The organism is Streptomyces sp. NPDC007991 (assembly GCF_042958445.1).
Lineage (GTDB): Bacteria > Actinomycetota > Actinomycetes > Streptomycetales > Streptomycetaceae > Streptomyces.
In genome coordinates this window covers 584,105-604,595 of sequence record NZ_JBIBJD010000002.1, presented here as the reverse complement: position 1 = coordinate 604,595, position 20,491 = coordinate 584,105, and the positions used below count along the sequence as shown (strand labels likewise).

15 protein-coding genes are annotated in these 20,491 nt (G+C 71.4%); all 15 read left to right on the top strand.

Annotation, left to right across the window (positions count from 1 at the left end):
• Nucleotides 1-192 precede the first annotated feature (192 nt).
• The 15 genes from ACFZDA_RS06825 to obgE all read left to right on the top strand — a co-directional run bounded on the left by ACFZDA_RS06825 (nucleotide 193) and on the right by obgE (nucleotide 20,389).
• A complete protein-coding gene (locus ACFZDA_RS06825; RefSeq protein WP_004001297.1) occupies nucleotides 193-1,212 on the top strand; it encodes a rod shape-determining protein in 1,020 nt (339 codons plus the stop codon).
• 144 nt (nucleotides 1,213-1,356) lie between these two features.
• The gene (gene mreC, locus ACFZDA_RS06820; RefSeq protein WP_391075950.1) at nucleotides 1,357-2,304 is read left to right on the top strand and encodes a rod shape-determining protein MreC; all 948 of its coding nucleotides are present in this window, start codon (nucleotides 1,357-1,359) and stop codon (nucleotides 2,302-2,304) included.
• Between the two features lie 13 nt (nucleotides 2,305-2,317).
• The gene (mreD, locus tag ACFZDA_RS06815; RefSeq protein WP_391075946.1) at nucleotides 2,318-2,989 is read left to right on the top strand and encodes a rod shape-determining protein MreD; all 672 of its coding nucleotides are present in this window, start codon (nucleotides 2,318-2,320) and stop codon (nucleotides 2,987-2,989) included.
• 184 nt (nucleotides 2,990-3,173) lie between these two features.
• The gene (gene mrdA, locus ACFZDA_RS06810; RefSeq protein ID WP_391075943.1) at nucleotides 3,174-5,420 is read left to right on the top strand and encodes a penicillin-binding protein 2; all 2,247 of its coding nucleotides are present in this window, start codon (nucleotides 3,174-3,176) and stop codon (nucleotides 5,418-5,420) included.
• Entirely contained in the window at nucleotides 5,417-6,619 is a 1,203-nt protein-coding gene (rodA, locus tag ACFZDA_RS06805; RefSeq protein WP_391075940.1) for a rod shape-determining protein RodA, read from the top strand. The genes mrdA and rodA overlap by 4 nt, the downstream gene beginning before the upstream one ends.
• Nucleotides 6,620-6,640: 21 nt before the next feature.
• A complete protein-coding gene (locus ACFZDA_RS06800; protein WP_391075937.1) occupies nucleotides 6,641-7,249 on the top strand; it encodes a hypothetical protein in 609 nt (202 codons plus the stop codon).
• A 67-nt stretch (nucleotides 7,250-7,316) separates the two neighbouring features.
• Nucleotides 7,317-8,822, top strand: a complete 1,506-nt coding sequence (locus ACFZDA_RS06795) for a CHAD domain-containing protein (protein ID WP_391075935.1) — start codon at nucleotides 7,317-7,319, stop codon at nucleotides 8,820-8,822.
• Between the two features lie 119 nt (nucleotides 8,823-8,941).
• Complete coding sequence (locus tag ACFZDA_RS06790) at nucleotides 8,942-10,906, top strand: TIGR03960 family B12-binding radical SAM protein (protein ID WP_391075932.1); 1,965 nt, start codon at nucleotides 8,942-8,944, stop codon at nucleotides 10,904-10,906.
• 55 nt (nucleotides 10,907-10,961) lie between these two features.
• Nucleotides 10,962-11,432: a GNAT family N-acetyltransferase gene (locus ACFZDA_RS06785; protein ID WP_391075929.1), complete on the top strand. Its 471-nt coding sequence runs from the start codon at nucleotides 10,962-10,964 to the stop codon at nucleotides 11,430-11,432.
• A 98-nt stretch (nucleotides 11,433-11,530) separates the two neighbouring features.
• Nucleotides 11,531-12,718 carry a hypothetical protein gene (locus ACFZDA_RS06780; protein WP_391075926.1) on the top strand — a complete coding sequence of 396 codons (1,188 nt, stop codon included), beginning with the start codon at nucleotides 11,531-11,533 and terminating at the stop codon, nucleotides 12,716-12,718.
• Between the two features lie 48 nt (nucleotides 12,719-12,766).
• Complete coding sequence (locus ACFZDA_RS06775; protein ID WP_391075923.1) at nucleotides 12,767-13,549, top strand: TIGR03936 family radical SAM-associated protein; 783 nt, start codon at nucleotides 12,767-12,769, stop codon at nucleotides 13,547-13,549.
• Nucleotides 13,550-13,803: 254 nt separating this feature from the next.
• Nucleotides 13,804-18,006, top strand: a complete 4,203-nt coding sequence (locus ACFZDA_RS06770; RefSeq protein WP_391075920.1) for an Rne/Rng family ribonuclease — start codon at nucleotides 13,804-13,806, stop codon at nucleotides 18,004-18,006.
• A gap of 230 nt (nucleotides 18,007-18,236) precedes the next feature.
• Entirely contained in the window at nucleotides 18,237-18,557 is a 321-nt protein-coding gene (gene rplU / locus ACFZDA_RS06765) for a 50S ribosomal protein L21 (RefSeq protein WP_020269559.1), read from the top strand.
• Between the two features lie 14 nt (nucleotides 18,558-18,571).
• Nucleotides 18,572-18,826: a 50S ribosomal protein L27 gene (gene rpmA / locus ACFZDA_RS06760; RefSeq protein ID WP_010041940.1), complete on the top strand. Its 255-nt coding sequence runs from the start codon at nucleotides 18,572-18,574 to the stop codon at nucleotides 18,824-18,826.
• A 126-nt stretch (nucleotides 18,827-18,952) separates the two neighbouring features.
• Nucleotides 18,953-20,389 (top strand): GTPase ObgE, encoded by a 1,437-nt coding sequence (obgE, locus tag ACFZDA_RS06755; protein WP_391075917.1) that lies wholly within the window; start codon nucleotides 18,953-18,955, stop codon nucleotides 20,387-20,389.
• Nucleotides 20,390-20,491 lie beyond the last annotated feature (102 nt).

Here is a 20,491-nt window from a genome sequence, read left to right as displayed (position 1 = left end):
CGATGGTCCCCGAACGCTCGTCTCCAGAAGCGAACGCGCTCAGCATCTGCTGACAATGGCGGAGACCCTCCCGCAGTGTTCGCGAAGGCGCGTCTACCATGGAAGCCTTCACGTCACAGCACCCACCTTTGCCTACCTGAAAAGCCCTCAAAAGCTAGTGGGAAGGCCAGACGAATCCTGATGGGGAACTCAATGTCGTTCATCGGCCGTGACATGGCTGTCGACCTCGGGACCGCCAACACGCTGGTGTACGTCAGGGGTCGCGGGATCGTACTCAACGAGCCGTCCGTCGTCGCGATCAACACCAACACCGGTGGCATCCTCGCGGTCGGTGCCGAAGCGAAGAAGATGATCGGGCGCACGCCCGGCAACATCGTTGCCGTTCGTCCGCTGAAGGACGGTGTGATCGCCGACTTCGAGATCACCGAGCGGATGCTCCGCTACTTCATCCTGAAGATCCACAAGCGGCGGTATCTCGCTCGTCCGCGGGTCGTCGTCTGTGTGCCCTCGGGCATCACGGGCGTCGAGCGCCGTGCCGTCATCGAGGCGTCGTCCCAGGCCGGCGCCCGCCAGGTGCACATCATCGAGGAGCCCATGGCCGCGGCCATCGGCTCCGGCCTGCCGGTCCACGAGGCCACGGGCAACATGGTGGTCGACATCGGCGGTGGCACCACGGAGGTCGCGGTCATCTCCCTCGGCGGCATCGTCACCGCCCAGTCCATCCGGGTCGCGGGCGACGAACTGGACAACGCGATCATCCAGCACATCAAGAAGGAGTACTCCCTCCTGCTGGGTGAGCGGACGGCCGAACAGATCAAGATCACGATCGGTTCGGCGTACGACCTCGACTCCGACGAGCACACCGAAATCCGCGGCCGGGACCTGGTCTCCGGGCTGCCGAAGACCGTCGTCATCTCCGCGGCCGAGGTCCGCAAGGCGATCGAGGAGCCGGTCAACGCGATCGTCGACGCCGTCAAGACGACCCTCGACAAGTGCCCGCCGGAGCTGTCCGGCGACATCATGGACCGAGGAATCGTTCTGACCGGCGGCGGAGCGCTGCTGCGGGGTCTGGACGAGCGGCTGCGCCGGGAGACCGGCATGCCGATCCACATCGCCGAGGACCCGCTGGACAGCGTGGCGCTCGGTTCCGGAAAGTGCGTCGAGGAGTTCGAGGCGCTCCAGCAGGTGCTGGACGCCCAGCCGCGCAGATGACGTAACTCTTCGATTCCGCCGTACGGGACGATCTCCTCTCGTACGGCGGATCGTTGATATAGATGCATAAGCTCCCACAATGCAGCCCCTCGGGTTTCCCTGGGGCTTCCCGAATTCCTATGAGGAAGGGCACGGCCGCCGCACGTGAGGGACACACGAGAGAGCCGGCTGCTCCTGGTGCTGCTGGTCGCCATCGCGTTCGCGTTGATCACGGTGGACATTCGCGGTGGGGAGGACTCCCCGGTCGACGGTGCCCGGCAGGGCGCGGCGGCGGTCTTCGGCCCGATCGAGAGCGGTGTGTCGGCCGCGGTCGACCCGGTCGGCAACGCGGTCTCCGCCATCCGGGACTCCGGTGAGCGGCACGACCGTCTCGCCGCGCTGGAAGAGGAGAACGCGGCCCTGAAGGCGCGGCTCGGCAGCGACGACCGCAGCCGCAGCCGCCTCAAGCAGCTCGACAAGATGCTGAAGATCGCCGGCCGGGGCCAGTACGGCATCAAGGGCGCCGAGGTCATCGCCATCGGAGCCGCGCAGGGCTTCTCCTGGACCGTCACCATCGACGTCGGCGCCAACGACGGCATCAAACGCGACATGACCGTCCTGAACGGGGACGGGCTCGTCGGCCGGGTCACCACCGTCGGACCCAACACCGCCACGGTCCTGCTCGCCAGCGACCCCGACTTCACGGTCGGTACCCGGATGGAGGCCGGCGACGAGCTCGGCTTCGCCTCCGGGCAGGGCGACCGCCCGCTGCGCGTGGAACTCCTCAACGGCAAGGCGGAGGTGAAGAAGGGCGACCGCCTGGTCACCTTCGGCTCGCAGGCCGACCGGCCGTTCGTGCCCGGCGTGCCCGTCGGTGTGGTCTCCCGCGTCGACCCGTCCGGCGGCGGTCTGACCCGCACGCTCTATGTCACGCCGTACGTCGCCTTCACCAAGCTCGACGTCGTCGGCGTCGTCGTCGAGGCCCCGAAGAAGGACCCGCGCGACACGGTGCTCCCGCCCAAGCCCAAGCCGACTCCCAGGCCGACGGTGACGGTGACCGTGACGCCGTCCGCCGACGCCCCCGCAGACGGCCAGAACCAGCAAGAGCAGTAGGAGCTGTCACCTCATGCGCGTCAACCGGATCCTGCTCTCCTCCGCCCTGGTCGTCGTCGCCCTGGTGATCCAGGTGAGCGTCCTCGCCCGCCTGCACCTGCCGGGCGCCGTGCCCGACCTGATGCTCCTCACCGTCCTCGGCCTCGCCCTGGTGTACGGGCATGTGGGCGGCGCCCTCATCGGCTTCGGCGCGGGCCTGCTCGCCGATCTGGCCCCGCCCGCCGACCATGCCGCCGGGCGCTACGCGCTCGTACTGTGCGTCATCGGCTATCTCGCGGGCCTGGTGAAACCGGAGACGGGCCGGCTGAAGTCCGCGACCGGCCCCATGGTCGTGGTGGTCGCCGCCGCCCTCGGCTCCACCCTGCTGTACGCCGGGGTCGGGGCCCTCGTCGGGGACACCGCCGCACGCCATGTGGGCCTGGGCAGTCTGCTGTTCACGGCCGCCCTGTACGACCTGCTGCTCGCCCCGTTCGTGGTGCCGGGGGTGATGGCGCTGGCCAGACGCGCCGAGAACGATCCGCTCGCCGAGACCGGCTCCGCCGTCAAGACCACCGACATCTCCTCCGGCTGGCTCTCCGGCGGCACCGGCCTGAGGATCGGCAGCCAGCGGAACGGGCTGCGTGTGAAGGCGGCCCGGGCGCGGATGGCGCGGGCCGGGCGCATCAAGGGGGTCAAGCGGCTGTGAACGCACGGAAGTTCACCCGAACGGGCCCCTCCGGTAGGAACGCCGTCGCGTGGGCCCGTCGTTCCTCACTCGTATCCGCACACACGTGCCGGGACAGACGCTCGCACTCGGGCCGGGCTTCGCACCCGGGACGGGCCTTGTACCCGCACATCCGTACGCGCACTGAGAGGGGGAGGCAGCCGCAGTGACCAACATTCCCGAGACCGGGCGGAACTCACGGGTCCAGATCCGGCTCGTCGTCATCCAGGTCCTCGTCCTGTCCCTCCTGCTCACCCTCGGCGGCCGCCTGTGGTACCTCCAGATCCGTGAGGGCGCGGCCTACGCCAAGGAGGCGTCGGGGAACCACGTCCAGCAGGTCGTCCAGCCCGCCGTCCGCGGCTCCATCCTGGACGCGCGCGGAGTGGCCCTCGCCGACAACGAGACGCGACTGGTCGTCTCCGCCTCCCGCACGGACCTGCTGAAGATGCCGGAGGACGGCAAGGCCGTCCTCACCAAGCTCGCCGGTGTGCTGGGCATGACCCCCAAGGAGGTCATGGAGAAGGTCCGGCTCTGCGACGCCAAGACACCCCAGCCCTGCTGGAACGGCTCGCCGTACCAGCCCATCCCCATCACCGACGAGGCCACCCCCAAGCAGGCCCTCCAGATCCGCGAGCGCGCCGAGGACTTCCCCGGCATCACCGCCGAGCCCGAGGCCGTGCGCCGCTACCCGAGCCCGGGCAAGGCCAACACCGCCCAGGTCCTCGGCTACCTCTCGCCGGTCACCGACGAGGAGATCAAGCAGGCCCAGCACACCAACTCCCCGTATCTGCGCTCCGACCAGGTCGGCCGCTCCGGCCTGGAGCGCCAGTACGACAAGGCGCTGCGCGGCAAGGCCGGCGTCACGCGCTACGAGGTCGACAACCTCGGCCGCGTCATCGGCAAGGCCGAGGCCGACCCGGCCCAGCCCGGTGACAGCCTCGTCACCAGCATCGACGCCCGCGTCCAGCGGATCGCCGAGTACCAGCTGAACGAGGCCATGAAGCAGGCCCGCAAGGAACACGACCGCAACACGGGCACCAACTACAAGGCCGACTCCGGCGCCGTCGTCGTCATGGAGGCCAAGACCGGCCGCGTCGTCGCCATGGCCTCCAACCCGACGTACGACCCGAACGCCTGGGTGGGCGGCATCTCCGCCAAGGACTACGCGCGGCTCACCGGCAAGAGCTCCAACTACCCGCTGCTCAACCGCGCGATCCAGGGCCAGTCGGCGCCCGGCTCCATCTTCAAGGTCATCCCGACGGCCGCCGCGGTCAACGCCGGCTACTCCTTCGACGGCCCCTACCAGTGCTCCAGTTCGTACTCGATCGGCGGCCAGGTCTTCAAGAACTTCGAGTCCAAGGGGTACGGCCCGATCAGCCTCGGCCGCGCTCTGGAGGTCTCCTGCGACACGGTCTTCTACCGGCTGTCCCACGAGGAGTGGAAGAAGGACGGCGGCAACAAGCCGAAGAAGCACCCGGGCGACTGGTTCTACAAGACCGCCCACCAGTTCGGCCTCGGCAAGGAGACCGGCATCGACCTGCCCAATGAGGTCACCGGCCGCGTACCGGACCGCAAGTGGAAGCTGGACTACTGGAAGGCCAACAAGGACGCCTGGTGCCGCACGGGCAAGCGCAACGGCAGCTACGCCGAGAAGATCGCCTACGAGAACTGCCTCGAAGGCAACCGCATGCGCGCCGGTGACTCCGTCAACTACTCCATCGGCCAGGGCGACACCCTCGTCACGCCGATCCAGATGGCCACCATCTACTCGGCCATCTCCAACGGCGGCACCCTCTACAACCCCGCCGTCGGCAAGGCCGTCATCAGCGCAGACGGCAAGACCGTCACGCCGATCAAGCCCACGTCGCACGGCAAACTGCCGATGACACGCCAGACGCGCGACGCGATAGACCAAGCCCTCGCGGGAGTCGCCACCCGCGGTACGGCCGCCTGGCGGTTCGGCGGCTGGCCGCAGGACAAGATCCCGATGCACGCAAAGACGGGTACGGCGGAGGTCTACGGCAAGCAGACCACCTCCTGGTTCGCCACGTACACCAAGGACTACTCGGTCGTCATGACGATCTCCCAGGGTGGTACGGGCTCCGGCGCCTCGGGCCCCGCCGTCCGCAACATCTACAACGCGCTGTACGGCGTCTCCGAGGACGGCGACATCGACGCGAAGAAGGCCCTGCTGCCCACCCCGGAAAAGGCCCTGCCCAAGGTCAAGACGGACGGCACCATCGCCTCCCCGAAGGTCCCCAAGGACGCGGCCAAGGACCAGCGGGCGGACGAGAACGACCCGAACGCCCCGGCCGACCCGCTCCAGCCGGCCACGTCGGCCCCGCCGTCGCCGGAGAACCGTGACACCCGAAGGCGCCGGCGCCGGAGGGGAAGCCGGAGGTTGCCGACATGACCGGCGGTGTGAACAGCTTCCAGGTCTCCGGCTACGGCCCCGAGCGCTCCGGCTGGACCAAGCTCCTCGCCCGCGACTCGGTGGCGCGGCGGCTCGACTGGCCGATCCTGCTGTCGGCCATGGCGCTGTCGCTGCTCGGCACGCTCCTCGTGTACTCGGCGACCCGCAACCGCACGGAGCTCAACCAGGGCGACCAGTACTTCTTTCTCATCCGGCACCTGCTCAACACCGGCATCGGCCTGGCCCTGATGGCCGGCACGATCTGGCTCGGCCACCGCGGCCTGCGCACGGCCGTGCCGGTCCTGTACGGCTTCTCGCTCCTGCTGATCCTGCTGGTGCTCACCCCGCTCGGCTCCACGATCAACGGCGCCCACTCGTGGATCAAGCTCCCCGGCGGCTTCTCCCTCCAGCCCTCGGAGTTCGTGAAGGTCACGATCATCCTGGGCATGGCGATGCTGCTGGCGGCCCGAGTCGACGCCGGCGACCGGCAGTACCCCGACCACCGCACGGTCATGCAGGCGCTGGGCCTGGCCACCGTGCCCATGCTGATCGTGATGCTCATGCCCGACCTCGGGTCGGTCATGGTCATGGTCATCATCGTGCTCGGCGTGCTGCTCGCCTCCGGGGCGTCCAACCGCTGGGTGTTCGGCCTGCTCGGCGCGGGCACCCTCGGCGCGGTCACCGTCTGGCAGATCGGCGTGCTCGACGAGTACCAGATCAACCGCTTCGCCGCCTTCGCCAACCCCGAGCTCGACCCGGCCGGCGTCGGCTACAACACCAACCAGGCCCGTATCGCCATCGGCTCCGGCGGCCTGACCGGCTCCGGCCTCTTCCACGGCTCGCAGACCACCGGCCAGTTCGTGCCCGAGCAGCAGACGGACTTCGTCTTCACCGTGGCGGGGGAGGAGCTGGGCTTCGTCGGCGGCGGCCTGATCATCGTGCTGCTCGGCATCGTCCTGTGGCGGGCCTGCCGTATCGCCCGGGAGACCACCGACCTGTACGGCACCATCGTGGCCGCCGGCATCGTCGCCTGGTTCGCCTTCCAGACGTTCGAGAACGTCGGGATGACGCTCGGCATCATGCCGGTCACCGGCCTGCCGCTGCCGTTCGTGTCGTACGGCGGATCATCGATGTTCGCCGTATGGATAGCGGTCGGCCTGCTGCAGTCGATCCGGGTACAACGACCGATGTCGGCCTAGCGGGCAGTAAAGAGGAGTGGAATGTCCGGGGAGTACGTGGCCCTGTGCCCGGTGACCGAGGACCTGGTGGATCAGCTCCTCGCGCTGGCGGAGCTGGACCTGACCGACGACGACGCCATCGAGGCGCGGATGCGTGAGGGCGGCTGGCCCGACTGGTCGCAGGCGGTGCGAGGGCCGGCGTACGAGGACACACTCGATGTCCCCGAAGCCACCCACGTCACCCCGCAGGGCCACTTCGTCACCTGCGACGGCGACGGCTCGCTCTACCTGCCGTTCGCCTACCTCTACTCGGTCGACGGCGGCCTGCTCGACGAGGACTGCTGGGGCACCCTGCCCGGATGGACCAGCGAGGAGGGCGCCTGGCGGCCGGAGTTCGACGCGCACTTCGGCACCGTGGTGCGGCGCTTCACGGACCGGCTGGGCCTGCCGAACCACGACATCCGGCAGCCCAGGTTCACGACCCGGTACGTCAGCTGGCGCCTGGAGCACAACGTGCTGATCGTCGGACAGGGCCCGGAGCCGCTGTCGTACCACCAGTTCGAGGACGCCCACGTGTACCTCGTCTCCCGGACGGTGAAGGACGCGCCGTTCCCGGACGGCGAGGAGATGCGGGCCCTGCTGACGACCTGAACGCGACGCCCCTCGTGAGGGCGCCGACCACTGCCGTCCCGGACGCTCGGCTACTAGATTCAGTGCCATGGCGGAGACGAAACGCGAAGTCGAACGCAAGTATGAATCCGACGAGGGCAGGCTTCCCGACCTGACCGGTGTCGCCGGCGTCGCGACCGTGCTCGACAAGGGCGTCGCCCACCTCGACGCCACCTACTACGACACCGCCGACGAACGCCTCGCCGCGTCGTCCATCACCCTGCGCCGCCGCACCGGCGGCTCGGACGCGGGGTGGCATCTGAAGCTCCCCGTCGCCCCCGGCGTCCGCGACGAGATCCGCGCCCCGCTCTCCGACACCCTCCCGGACGACCTCGCCGGGCTCGTCCGCTCCCGCGTCCGCGGCGGCGCACTGCTGCCCGTCGTCCGGCTGCGCTCCGACCGCGACGTACGCCACCTCATGGACACCGACGGCAGGCTCCTCGCCGAGGTCAGCGTCGACACCGTACGGGCCGGCCGGCTCACGGCCGGCGGCGGTGAAGCGCAGTGGACGGAGATCGAGGTGGAGCTCGCCGACGGGGGAGACCCGGCCTTCCTCGACAAGGTCGAGAAGCGCCTGCGCAAGGCGGGCGTACGGCCGTCGGCCTCGCCGTCGAAGCTGGCCCGGGCCCTCGCGGAGACGGCGCCGCACCCGCAGCGCGCGTCGGCCCCCGCCGCGCGGCCGGTGACCGCCGGAGACCACGTCCTGGCGTACGTGCGCGCCCAGCGGGACGCCATCGTCGAACTCGACCCCGCCGTACGGCGGGACGTGGAGGACTCCGTGCACAGCCTGCGCGTGGCCACCCGCAGGCTGCGCAGCGCCCTCGCGTCGTACGGCGAGCTCCTCGACCGGACCGTCACCGACCCGGTCGGCGACGAACTGAAGTGGCTGGCCGGTGAGCTGGGCCTGGACCGGGACCGCGAGGTGCTGACCGCACGGCTCACGGCGGCCCTCGACGAGGTGCCGGCCACCCTGGTGCGCGGCCCGGTCCGCGAGCGGCTGCACACCTGGGCGAGCGCCGAGCACGACGGGACCCGGGGCCGGCTCATCGGCGTCCTGGACTCCCGCCGCTACCTCGCCCTGCTCGACACCCTGGACACGCTGATCGCCGACCCGCCCCTCAAGAAGGCGGCCGGCAAGAAGCCCCACAAGAAGATCGCCAAGGCCGTCACGAAGGACTTCCGCAAGGTCGCCGGGCTGGTCGAGCGGGCTGTGGAACTGGAGCCCGGCACCGACCGCGACGTCGCGATCCACGAGGCCCGCAAGAAGACCAAGCGCGCCCGCTACGCGGCGGAGGCCGCCCGGCCGGCCCTCGGCAAGCCGGCCAAGGACCTGGTCAAGTCCATGAAGGCGCTCCAGACCCTGCTCGGCGAGCACCAGGACAGCGTGATGGCCCGGCAGGCGCTGCGCGAGCTCGCGGCGGTCGCCCACGCGGCCGGAGAGAACACCTTCACCTACGGCCTGCTCCACGAGCGCGAGGAGCAGCGCGCGGTGCGCGTGGAGACCGAGCTGCCCCGGTTCTGGGCAGGGATCAAGGACGGAGCTGCGGACCTCTGACGGAGCGGTTGGGCCTGAGACCTTCCGCTGAATCCTCCGCGCGTACGAAGGCGCCGCCGGGTCGCGTTAGTCTGGATGGTCACCCTGTCCGTTCAGTCCAGCCCACGAAGGTGCGCGACATGCCTGCCGAAGTCGCTGCGTCGGTGTTCCCGCAGCTCGAAGCTCTGCTCCCGCACGTGCAGAAGCCGATCCAGTACGTCGGCGGAGAACTCAACTCCACGGTCAAGGACTGGGACTCCTGTGACGTCCGCTGGGCGCTCATGTACCCGGACGCCTACGAGGTCGGCCTGCCCAACCAGGGCGTCCAGATCCTCTACGAGGTGCTCAACGAGCAGCAGGGCGTCCTCGCCGAGCGCACCTACAGCGTCTGGCCGGACCTGGAGGAGCTGATGCGGGAGCACGGCGTCCCGCAGTTCACGGTGGACAGCCACCGGCCCGTGAAGGCCTTCGACGTCCTGGGCCTGTCCTTCTCCACGGAGCTGGGCTACACCAACATGCTGGCGGCCCTGGACCTCTCCGGGATCCCCCTGGAGGCCAAGGACCGCGGCCTGGACGACCCGATCGTCATGGCCGGCGGCCACGCCGCGTTCAACCCCGAGCCGATCGCGGACTTCATCGACTGCGCGGTGATCGGTGACGGCGAGCAGGCCGTCCTTGAGGTCACCGCGATCATCCGCGCCTGGAAGGCGGAGGGCCGCCCCGGCGGCCGCGAGGAGCTCCTCTTCCGCCTCGCGAAGACGGGCGGGGTGTACGTGCCCGGCTTCTACGACGTCGAGTACCTGCCGGACGGCCGCATCGCCCGCGTCGTACCCAACCGCTCCGGCGTCCCCTGGCGGGTCTCCAAGCACACGGTGATGGACCTCGACGAGTGGCCGTACCCCAAGCAGCCCCTGGTCCCGCTGGCCGAGACGGTTCACGAGCGCATGTCGGTGGAGATCTTCCGCGGCTGCACCCGCGGCTGCCGGTTCTGCCAGGCCGGCATGATCACCCGCCCGGTCCGGGAACGCTCCATCACGGGCATCGGCGACATGGTCGAGCAGGGCCTGAAGGCGACGGGCTTCGAGGAGGTGGGCCTGCTCTCCCTCTCCTCGGCGGACCACTCGGAGATCGGCGACATCGCCAAGGGCCTCGCCGACCGCTACGAGGACGACAAGGTCGGCCTCTCCCTCCCGTCCACCCGCGTGGACGCCTTCAACATCGACCTGGCGAACGAGCTGACCCGCAACGGCCGCCGCTCCGGCCTCACCTTCGCCCCCGAGGGCGGCTCGGAACGCATCCGCAAGGTCATCAACAAGATGGTCTCGGAAGACGACCTGATCCGCACGGTCGCCACCGCCTACGGCAACGGCTGGCGCCAGGTGAAGCTGTACTTCATGTGCGGCCTGCCGACGGAGACCGACGACGACGTCCTCCAGATCGCCGACATGGCGACGAAGGTCATCGCCAAGGGCCGCGAGGTGTCGAACTCCAACGACATCCGCTGCACGGTCTCGATCGGCGGCTTCGTCCCCAAGCCCCACACGCCCTTCCAGTGGGCGCCGCAGCTGTCGGCTCAGGAGACGGACGCCCGCCTGGAGAAGCTGCGCAACAAGATCCGCGGCGACAAGAAGTACGGCCGCTCCATCGGCTTCCGCTACCACGACGGCAAGCCCGGCATCGTCGAGGGCCTGCTGTCCCGCGGCGACCGCCGGATCGGCGCCGTCATCCGCGCGGTCTACGACGACGGCGGCCGCTTCGACGGCTGGCGCGAGCACTTCTCGTACGACCGCTGGATGCGCTGCGCCGAAAAGGCCCTGGCCCCCTTCGGCGTCGACGTCGACTGGTACACGACGCGCGAGCGCACGTACGAGGAGGTCCTCCCCTGGGACCACCTGGACTCCGGCCTCGACAAGGACTGGCTCTGGGAGGACTGGCAGGACGCCCTCGACGAGACGGAGGTCGAGGACTGCCGCTGGACGCCGTGCTTCGATTGCGGGGTGTGTCCGCAGATGGACACCGAGATCCAGATCGGCCCGACGGGCAAGAAGCTCCTGCCCCTGACGGTCAAGAATGCGGTACCGGCGCCGAGCGGGCACGGGCACTGAGGGGTGGCCGTCGGCGGCGTGGACGGGTGAGGCCGCCGGTCCGCACAATGCGGGGATGGTGAACTTGGCTGTCCGGCCCGCACGGCCGGGCGAACTGGCCGCCGTCGCCGGGCTTCGCTGGCAGTGGCTCGTCGAGAACGAAGGCGAGGCACCCGGGGAACGCGAGGAATTCGTACGGCACTTCGTCACATGGGCCCGGGAGAACGACGGGTCGCATCGGTGCATGGTGGTCGTGCGCGACGACGGCGTCGTCATCGGTATGGCCTGGCTGGCGGTGGTGCAGCGGGTGCCCACGCCGGGGGCGCGCCGGCGGGCCTCTGGTGATCTCCAGTGCGTGTACGTCGTACCCGAGGCGCGCGACGGCGGGGTGGGCGGTGCGCTCATCCGGGCCGTGTTGGACGGGGCCCGGGAGCTCGGGCTGGAGCGGGTGACCGTGCACTCGTCCCCGCGGGCGATTCCCGCGTACGCCCGGTGCGGTTTCCAGGAGTCGCCACGGCTGTTGCACGCGCGGGTCGCCGGCGCGTGAGTCATATGATCACGACGCCAGGTGGAGGGTCTGAGGAAGAACGGGGCGGGGCTGTGCGGTGCTGGATCCGGACGGGGCGCTGAGGCGTCTCCCACGGTATGGATCTGGAGAAACCGGCCCGCGAGGGCTCCGAGACGCGAGTCGATCTGCGCAAACGGGTGCCCGCACCGGGCGCGCCGCCGGTGCGTGAGGCGGCGCCCGAGCGGTGTCTCGCCGTCGCGATCCGGATTCCCGTGCGGATCGTCGTGCTCGTGCTGGTCGTCCCCGTGCGGATGCTGTGGGACGCGCTCGTCGTGGCCGGGCGGTTCCTGAACGACGTGCTGTTCCGGCCGCTGGGCCGGGCGCTGCTGTGGCTCGGGCGGGCGGTGTTCGTCTGGCCGTTCGTGGGGCTGTGGCGGTATGTCGTCGTGCCGGTGGCCGGGGCGCTCGGGTGGCTGGGGAACGTCCTCCTCGTCGTGCCGCTGGTGTGGCTCTACCGGCAGGTGCTGACGCCGGTGGGGCGCGCGGTCGCCTGGGTCGTCGGCTGGGTCGCCAGGGGCGTCGGGGCCGCGCTCGGCTGGGTGTATTCGTCCCTGCTCACGCCGGTCGGGCGTGCCGTGGTGTGGGTGCTGAAGGGGCTCGGCGCCGTGCTCGCCGCGGTCGGGGCCGGGGTGTACGCGGTCGTGGCGTGGCTCGGCCGGTATCTCGTCGTCGTGCCCGCCGTGTGGCTGTACACGTGGGTGCTCGCCCCGGTCGGGCGGGCGATCGCCTGGTGTGCCAAGGGGCTGGTGTGGCTGGTGGGCATGGTCGTCACCGGTATCGGGACGGGGCTGTACTGGATCGCGCGGATCCTGCTGGTCCTTCCCGCGCTCGCCGTGTGGCGCTGGATCCTCACGCCGGTCGGGAGGGTCCTGGCCGTCATCGGGCGGGAGGTCGGGGAGGCGCTCGGGCACGCGTGGCGGATCGCCGGGCACATCTCGCTGGCCGTCGGGCGGTTCCTCGCGACGCTCTTGAGGTGGATCTTCGTCGAGCCGGTGCGGTGGGTGTACCGGAGCGTGCTGACACCCGTCGGGCATGTCGTGCGGGACGCCGTCCTGAGGCCCGCCGCCGAGGCCGCGCGCGGTGTGGGACGGGCCATGCGGCAGGCGCTGGCCTCCGCCCGGGAGTCCGTACGGCAGGCGCGCGCCGACTTCCGGCGGATGCTCTTCGGCGCGCCCGCGCAGCCGCAGCCGGTCGACCTCGGGGAACCTTCGGGCCGCGAGGCACGTACTCTTGGTAGCAGTACGACCGCTCTCACGAAGGACTGAACGACACTGGGCAAGCGACAGCCCGAAGGCCCGCCGCCCGCACCCGCGGTGCAGCGCATCCGACTGCGCTACACCAAGCGCGGCCGCCTCCGGTTCACCAGCCACCGTGACTTCCAGCGCGCCTTCGAGCGTGCGTTGCGCCGTGCCGAGGTGCCGATGGCCTACTCGGCGGGCTTCACACCGCACCCGAAGGTGTCGTACGCCAATGCCGCACCCACCGGCACGGGCAGTGAGGCGGAGTACCTGGAGATCGGGCTCACCGCGCCGCGCGACCCGGAGCAGCTCAGGATCCTTCTCGACGAGTCGCTGCCCACCGGGCTCGACATCGTCGAGGCGGTCGAGGCCCGCACCCCGGGCCTCGCCGACCGGCTGACGGCTTCCGTGTGGGAGCTGCGGCTGGACGGCGTGTCGCAGGAGGAGGCCCGCCGGGCGGCGGACGCCTTCAACGCGGCCGAGACCGTGGAGGTCCAGCGCCTCGCCAAGAACGGGGTACGCACCTTCGACGCCCGCTCGGCCGTCGCGAGCCTGGAGATCCCCGACCTCACGGAAACGCACAGTTCGCAGGCCGATAGGCCGACCGACCAGCCCTGTGCGATACTGCGGCTGGTTGTTCGGCACGTGACGCCTGCCGTACGACCCGACGACGTCCTGTCCGGTCTCCGCGCCGTGGCCGACCTGGCGCCGCCGGTCCCCGCAGCGGTGACCAGGCTGGCGCAGGGGCTGTTCGATGAAGAGACCGGCACGGTGACCGACCCGCTCGCGCCCGACCGCGAGGCAGCGGAGGCCCGCTCAACGGCCGAACCGCCTGCCGCCGCGACGGCGCCGGCGTAGGTTCCGCGAAGGGACGGACGTCGTAGCGCCGCCCTCGGACTCGGGAGCCACCTGGGTCGGGCAGCGCACCGACCAGAAGACTTTCGCCAGGCCGTACGCATTCGGCGTACGGAACCGGCGAGACAGGACACAGAGAGCTCCCGTGCGGCGCCCGCGCCCCGGACGGCGGCGACGCGCACAGCGCGAGCCGCGGACGTCACCGGCACAGCCGGACCAGGTGCGGCGCCCGGGAGCCTGACGGGAGAAAAGCCCGCATGCTCGGACCGACCGAACCCACAGAGTCCGCCACGGACTCCGAACAGAACACCCCCAGCGACACCCTGCCGCCTCGCCGGCGGCGCCGTGCCGCGTCCCGGCCGGCGGGTCCGCCCGTCGGCACCTCCTCCGACGCTCCCGTGGAGACCGTCACGCCGGCCATACCGGCCGCGGAGCCCGACGACCTCGCGGCCGACGCCGTAGAGGCCGGCGAGGCCGAGGAGACCGCCGCCGAACAGGCCGAAGAGACCGTCGTGGTAGCGCAGGAGACACCCGAGGCCGCCGAGAGCGCCGAGGAGCCCGCGCCTGCCGCTCCGAAGCGGCGCCGTGTGGTGCGCCGTGCCGCCGCACCCGCCGGGGCTCCGGAGGGCGCCGAGGCCGCAGAGACCGTGGTGCCGGCGACCGCCGCGGTGCCCGCTGCCTCCGAGGCGCCGGAGCAGACCGAGGCCGCCGCCGACGTGGCCGAGGACGCCGCTCCCCGGCGCTCCCGGCGTCGTGCGACGCGCACGGTGACCTCGCCCGCAGCGGCTGAGGCCGAGGCGGTGGAGACGGCGGCGCCCGCTGCCGCCGCACAGGCCGGGCCGAGCGCCCCCGAGGCCGCCGCTGCCGCCGACGGCGCCGAGACCGCGGAGGCCGCCGAGGAGGCCGCTCCGCGCAGGACCCGGCGGCGTGCCACGCGACGGGTGACCGCGCCCACCGCAGCACCTGTCGCCGCCGAGGCGGCGCAAACAACCGCCGACGCGGGCCGGTCCGGCTCCGTCGCCACGACCGACGCGCCCGCCGAGGCCGCCGCTGCCGTGTCCGGCGGGCCCGCCGAGGCCCCCGCCGGCACGCCCGCCGAGGAGGCGAAGGCACCTGTGACCGATTCCCCCGCCGCCGAGTCCGACGGAGCCGACGAGGCCGCTGCCGCCGAGGCCCCCGCCCAGGCGTCCGAGCCCGACGGGGACGCCGCTCCGCGGCGCCGTCGCCGGGCCGTCCGCCGGGCCGCCAGTGGTTTCGCCGAGCCCGCGCAGTCCTCCCGGGGCTCGAAGTCCGCGCGCGGCGCAGCCGGCGCCGAGGCGGCCGGTGAGGAGGAGACGTCGGCGCGGCCCGCGCGGCCCGCCGTCGCCCTGTTCCAGGCGCCCGTGTTCACCGAGCCCCAGTTCCAGACGCCGGAGCGGGCCGCCGCCGCAGCCGCAGCCGAGGCGGCCGGGGCCGAGGAGCCCGAGGAGGCGGAGGAGTCCGCGCCGGCGGAGGTGCGGGAGGAGCAGCCCGGCGGGTCGCGCCGCCGGCGTCGTCGCCGGGGTGCCGCCGACGAGCCCGAGGCCCAGACCACCGAGACCCCCGCGGAGAGTGCCGTCGAGGAGGCCGAGGAAGCCGAGGAGCCCGAGGAGTCCGCCGAGGGCGACGACCAGGACGACGCCGAGGGCACCGGCTCGCGCCGTCGCCGCCGCCGGGGCGGCCGCCGCCGTCGGCGTGGTGAGTCCGCCGAGACCGACGCCGAGGCCGGCGAGGGCACGGACGCCGAGTCCGAGCAGGACGCCGAGGACACCGCGGAGCAGACCGAGGAGGACCAGGACGAGTCCGGCGAGGGTGCCGACCGCGACGAGTCGTCCGGGGGCGGCTCCAGCAGCAGCCGCCGGCGCCGTCGGCGCCGTCGCCGTGCCGGTGACAGCGCGCCCGAGGCCGAGCCGTCCGAGGACGACCCGGAGCGCACGGTCGTCAAGGTCCGCGAGCCCCGCCCCAAGGCCGAACCGTCCGACGAGGTGCAGTCCATCAAGGGCTCGACCCGTCTGGAGGCCAAGAAGCAGCGCCGCCGGGAGGGCCGCGAACAGGGCCGCCGGCGCGTCCCGATCATCACCGAGGCCGAGTTCCTGGCCCGGCGTGAGGCCGTCGAGCGCGTGATGATCGTCCGCCAGCACGGCGACCGTACGCAGATCGGCGTTCTGGAGGACGGCGTGCTCGTCGAGCACTACGTCAACAAGGAGCAGGCGGTCTCGTACGTCGGCAACGTCTACCTCGGCAAGGTGCAGAACGTGCTGCCGTCGATGGAGGCCGCCTTCATCGACATCGGCAAGGGCCGCAACGCGGTGCTGTACGCCGGCGAGGTCAACTTCGAGGCGCTCGGCATGGCGGGCGGGCCGCGGCGCATCGAGTCCGCCCTGAAGTCCGGGCAGTCCGTCCTCGTCCAGGTGACGAAGGATCCCATCGGGCACAAGGGCGCCCGCCTGACCAGCCAGGTCTCCCTCCCCGGGCGCTACCTCGTGTACGTGCCCGAGGGCTCCATGACCGGCATCAGCCGCAAGCTGCCCGACACCGAGCGGGCGCGGCTGAAGACCATCCTCAAGAAGATCGTCCCCGAGGACGCGGGCGTCATCGTGCGCACCGCCGCCGAGGGCGCGAGCGAGGACGAGCTGCGCCGGGACGTCGAGCGGCTCCAGGGGCAGTGGGAGGAGATCCAGAAGAAGGCCAAGAACGGCGGCAACGCGCCGACGCTGCTGTACGGCGAGCCGGACATGACCGTCCGGGTCGTGCGCGACATCTTCAACGAGGACTTCTCCAAGGTCGTCGTCAGCGGCGACGAGGCGTGGCAGACCATTCACGGCTACGTCTCGCACGTCGCGCCGGACCTGGCCGAGCGGCTCCAGAAGTGGACCTCCGAGGTCGACGTCTTCGCCACGTACCGGATCGACGAGCAGCTCGCCAAGGCCCTCGACCGCAAGGTCTGGCTGCCCAGCGGCGGTTCGCTGGTGATCGACCGGACCGAGGCGATGGTCGTCGTCGACGTCAACACCGGCAAGTTCACCGGTCAGGGCGGCAACCTCGAGGAGACCGTCACCAGGAACAACCTGGAGGCGGCCGAGGAGATCGTCCGCCAGCTGCGGCTGCGCGACCTCGGCGGCATCATCGTCATCGACTTCATCGACATGGTGCTGGAGTCCAACCGGGACCTGGTGCTGCGGCGCCTGCTGGAGTGCCTGGGCCGGGACCGGACCAAGCACCAGGTGGCCGAGGTGACCTCGCTCGGGCTCGTGCAGATGACCCGCAAGCGGGTCGGACAGGGCCTGCTGGAGTCCTTCTCCGAGACCTGCGTCCACTGCAACGGACGCGGTGTCATCGTGCACATGGAGCAGCCGACCAGCGCCGGCGGAGGCGGCGGCAAGCGCAAGAAGCGTGCCCGGGCCGGTGCCGCCGACCAGCCGCATGTGCACGAGGCGGCCGTCGAGACCGCCGAGCAGGAGGCGGAGACCGAGGCCGAGGTCGGCGCCGAGATCGCCGAGCCGATCGCGCTGCCCGAGCCGGTCTTCGAGCCCGACGAGGAGCTGTTCAGCAGCGCCGCCGAGGCGGAGGCCGCGGCCACGCGCGGGCGGTCGCGGCGCCGGACGAGCCGGCGGGCGTCGGCTCCGGCGGGTGCGCCGCGCGGCGAGACGGCGGAGCCGAAGGCCGACCAGGACGGCAAGGCCGGGCAGGCCGAGGTGCCGACGGCTCAGGACGTGACCGCCGCCGAGGAGGTCGCCCGTCCGGTGCAGCCGGAACCGGCCGCCGAGGCGCACGCCGAGCCGAGCGCGGTCGAGGACCCGGTCGTCGAGGCCCCGGCCGCCGAGGAAGCCGCGCCCAAGGGCCGTGGCCGTCGGCGGGCGACGCGCAAGGTGTCCGCGCCGGCCGGATCTCCGGCGGGGGCGGAGGCGACCGTGGTGACGGTGTCCGAGCCCGCGCCCGCCACGGCCGAGGCCGCGGCGGCGCCCGAGCAGGCCGAAGCGCCCGCGACGGCTGCCGAGCCGGCCGCGGAGGCGCCCGCCGAGAGCGCCGCCCCGGCCCGTCCGCGGCGCCGTGCCGTGCGCAAGCCCACCGTGTCCACCGCGCCCGAGGAGGCGGCCGTCGTGGTCGTCCCGTCGGCCGCGTCCGAGGAGGCTCCGGAGGCCGCCGCGTTTGACGGCGCCGGCCCGCAGGAGACCGCGGAGGAGCCGGCCCCGGCCAAGAAGACGGCCCGCAAGACGGCCAAGAAGGCCACGGCGAAGAAGGCCGCCACCAAGAAGACCGCGGCGAAGAAGACCGCGGCGAAGAAGACCGCGGCCAAGAAGACGACGGCGAAGAAGGCGGCGGCGAAGACCACCAAGACCGCCGCGAAGAAGACCGCGGCGAAGAAGACCGTGGCGGCGGAGCAGTCCCGCTCCTCCGTCTCTGCCTCCACCGACGTCTCTGCCTCCAGCGACGAGGGCTGACATCCCACGACCTGTGCGACCGGCGTGACCGGTCGCACAGGTCGGCGGGCCCGGCTCGGTTTGACCCTCTTGGCCGCGGCCCCGTAACCTTGACCGTCGGCGTGTCGAATGACGCGTCACATCCCCGTAAACCTCATCCTCCGGGCGCCGGGCGCCCAGGAGAGGCCGCTCGCTGTGTCGGGTGGCTGGCCTGCGGGGGTGCCGTTTCCCGAGCGAGAGAGTGAGTCCGCGTGTACGCCATCGTGCGCAGCGGTGGTCGCCAGCACAAGGTTGCTGTCGGCGACATCGTTGAGGTTGACAAGATTTCCACTGCCCAGGTTGGCGACACGGTCGAGCTCTCGACCCTGCTCGTTGTCGACGGCGACGCCGTGACCAGCGACCCGTGGGTGCTGGCCGGCATCAAGGTCCAGGCCGAGGTCGTGGACCACCACAAGGGCCAGAAGATCGACATTCTGCGCTACAAGAACAAGACCGGTTACCGCCGTCGCCAGGGCCACCGCCAGCAGTACACGGCGATCAAGGTCACTGAGATCCCCACGGCTGCGAAGTAAGGGACTGAGGAGAAATGGCACACAAGAAGGGCGCATCGTCCACCCGGAACGGTCGCGACTCCAACGCCCAGCGGCTCGGCGTGAAGCGCTTCGGCGGTCAGGTCGTCAACGCGGGTGAGATCCTGGTCCGTCAGCGCGGCACCCACTTCCACCCGGGCGCCGGTGTCGGCCGTGGCGGCGACGACACCCTGTTCGCGCTCCAGGCCGGTTCGGTGCAGTTCGGCACCCACCGTGGCCGCAAGGTCGTGAACATCGTTCCGGTCGCCTGACCGGAGGCTTTCGCGAGGCGGACCTCACTTCCCTCACGGGAAGCGGGTCCGCCTTTCGCGTGTTACGCAGAGAACAACCCCGTACAACCCGTACGCAACGCCCGTACATCACTGGAGGCACACACCATGACCACCTTCGTGGACCGCGTCGAGCTGCATGTCGCCGCGGGTAACGGAGGTCACGGCTGTGCCTCCGTCCACCGTGAGAAGTTCAAGCCGCTCGGCGGGCCCGACGGCGGCAACGGCGGTCGCGGCGGGGACGTGATCCTCACCGTCGACCAGTCCGTCACCACGCTCCTCGACTACCACCACTCCCCGCACCGCAAGGCCACGAACGGCAAGCCCGGCGAGGGCGGCAACCGCTTCGGCAAGGACGGCCAGGACCTCGTCCTGCCGGTGCCGGACGGCACGGTGGTGCTCGACAAGGCGGGCAACGTCCTCGCCGACCTGGTCGGGCACGGCACGTCGTTCGTCGCCGCGCAGGGCGGCCGGGGCGGGCTCGGCAACGCGGCGCTGGCGTCCGCGCGGCGCAAGGCGCCCGGGTTCGCGCTGCTCGGCGAGCCGGGAGACGTGCGCGAAGTCGTCCTGGAGCTGAAGACCGTCGCCGACGTGGCGCTCGTCGGATACCCGAGCGCCGGCAAGTCGTCCCTGATCTCGGTGCTGAGCGCCGCCAAGCCGAAGATCGCCGACTACCCGTTCACCACGCTCGTGCCGAACCTCGGTGTCGTCACGGCCGGCTCGACGGTGTACACGATCGCCGATGTGCCCGGGCTGATCCCGGGAGCCAGCCAGGGCAAGGGCCTGGGCCTGGAGTTCCTGCGGCACGTGGAGCGGTGCAGTGTGCTCGTGCACGTCCTGGACACCGCCACGCTGGAGTCGGACCGCGACCCGGCCTCCGACCTCGACGCGATCGAGGAGGAGCTGCGGGAGTACGGCGGGCTGGACAACCGTCCGCGCCTCGTCGTCCTGAACAAGATCGACGTACCGGACGGCAAGGGCCTGGCCGAGATGGTGCGGCCCGACCTGGAGGCGCGCGGGTACCGCGTGTTCGAGGTGTCGGCCGTGGCGCACATGGGGCTGAAGGAGCTGTCGTACGCGCTCGCGGAGCTCGTGGCGAAGGCGCGGGCCGCGAAGCCGAAGGAAGAGGCCACGCGGATCGTGATCCGGCCCAAGGCCGTGGACGACACCGGCTTCACCGTGACGCGCGAGGACGACGGGCTGTTCCGGGTGCGCGGCGAGAAGCCCGAGCGCTGGGTGCGGCAGACCGACTTCAACAACGACGAGGCGGTCGGCTACCTGGCGGACCGGCTCAACCGGCTCGGGGTCGAAGAGGAACTGATGAAGGCCGGGGCCCGGAGCGGCGACGGTGTCGCCATCGGTCCCGAGGACAACGCGGTCGTCTTCGACTGGGAGCCGTCCGTGATGGCCGGGGCCGAAATGCTCGGCCGGCGCGGTGAGGACCACCGGTTGGAGGAGGCGCGGCCGGCCGCGCAGCGCCGCAGGGACCGGCAGGCCGAGCGGGACGAGGCGGAGCGGGCGTTCGACGACTTCGAGCCGTTCTGATCCGTTTCAGGGCCCCCTCGTCAACGGCAAGTGAATTCGCGACGTATCCCGAGGCAACCAACTCGTGCTCCGGTGAGTCGTACCGGGCAGCGCGGATGCGGA

Excerpts from the sequence above, each read along its gene's own strand:
- ACFZDA_RS06780 (WP_391075926.1), top strand. The coding sequence starts at position 11,531 with ATGGATCTGGAGAAACCGGCCCGCGAGGGCTCCGAGACGCGAGTCGAT.
- ACFZDA_RS06795 (WP_391075935.1), top strand. The coding sequence starts at position 7,317 with ATGGCGGAGACGAAACGCGAAGTCGAACGCAAGTATGAATCCGACGAG.
- obgE (WP_391075917.1), top strand. The coding sequence starts at position 18,953 with ATGACCACCTTCGTGGACCGCGTCGAGCTGCATGTCGCCGCGGGTAAC.
- ACFZDA_RS06800 (WP_391075937.1), top strand. The coding sequence starts at position 6,641 with ATGTCCGGGGAGTACGTGGCCCTGTGCCCGGTGACCGAGGACCTGGTG.
- ACFZDA_RS06785 (WP_391075929.1), top strand. The coding sequence starts at position 10,962 with ATGGTGAACTTGGCTGTCCGGCCCGCACGGCCGGGCGAACTGGCCGCC.
- rodA (WP_391075940.1), top strand. The coding sequence starts at position 5,417 with ATGACCGGCGGTGTGAACAGCTTCCAGGTCTCCGGCTACGGCCCCGAG.
- rpmA (WP_010041940.1), top strand. The coding sequence starts at position 18,572 with ATGGCACACAAGAAGGGCGCATCGTCCACCCGGAACGGTCGCGACTCC.
- ACFZDA_RS06770 (WP_391075920.1), top strand. The coding sequence starts at position 13,804 with ATGCTCGGACCGACCGAACCCACAGAGTCCGCCACGGACTCCGAACAG.
- mreD (WP_391075946.1), top strand. The coding sequence starts at position 2,318 with ATGCGCGTCAACCGGATCCTGCTCTCCTCCGCCCTGGTCGTCGTCGCC.
- ACFZDA_RS06825 (WP_004001297.1), top strand. The coding sequence starts at position 193 with ATGTCGTTCATCGGCCGTGACATGGCTGTCGACCTCGGGACCGCCAAC.
- ACFZDA_RS06790 (WP_391075932.1), top strand. The coding sequence starts at position 8,942 with ATGCCTGCCGAAGTCGCTGCGTCGGTGTTCCCGCAGCTCGAAGCTCTG.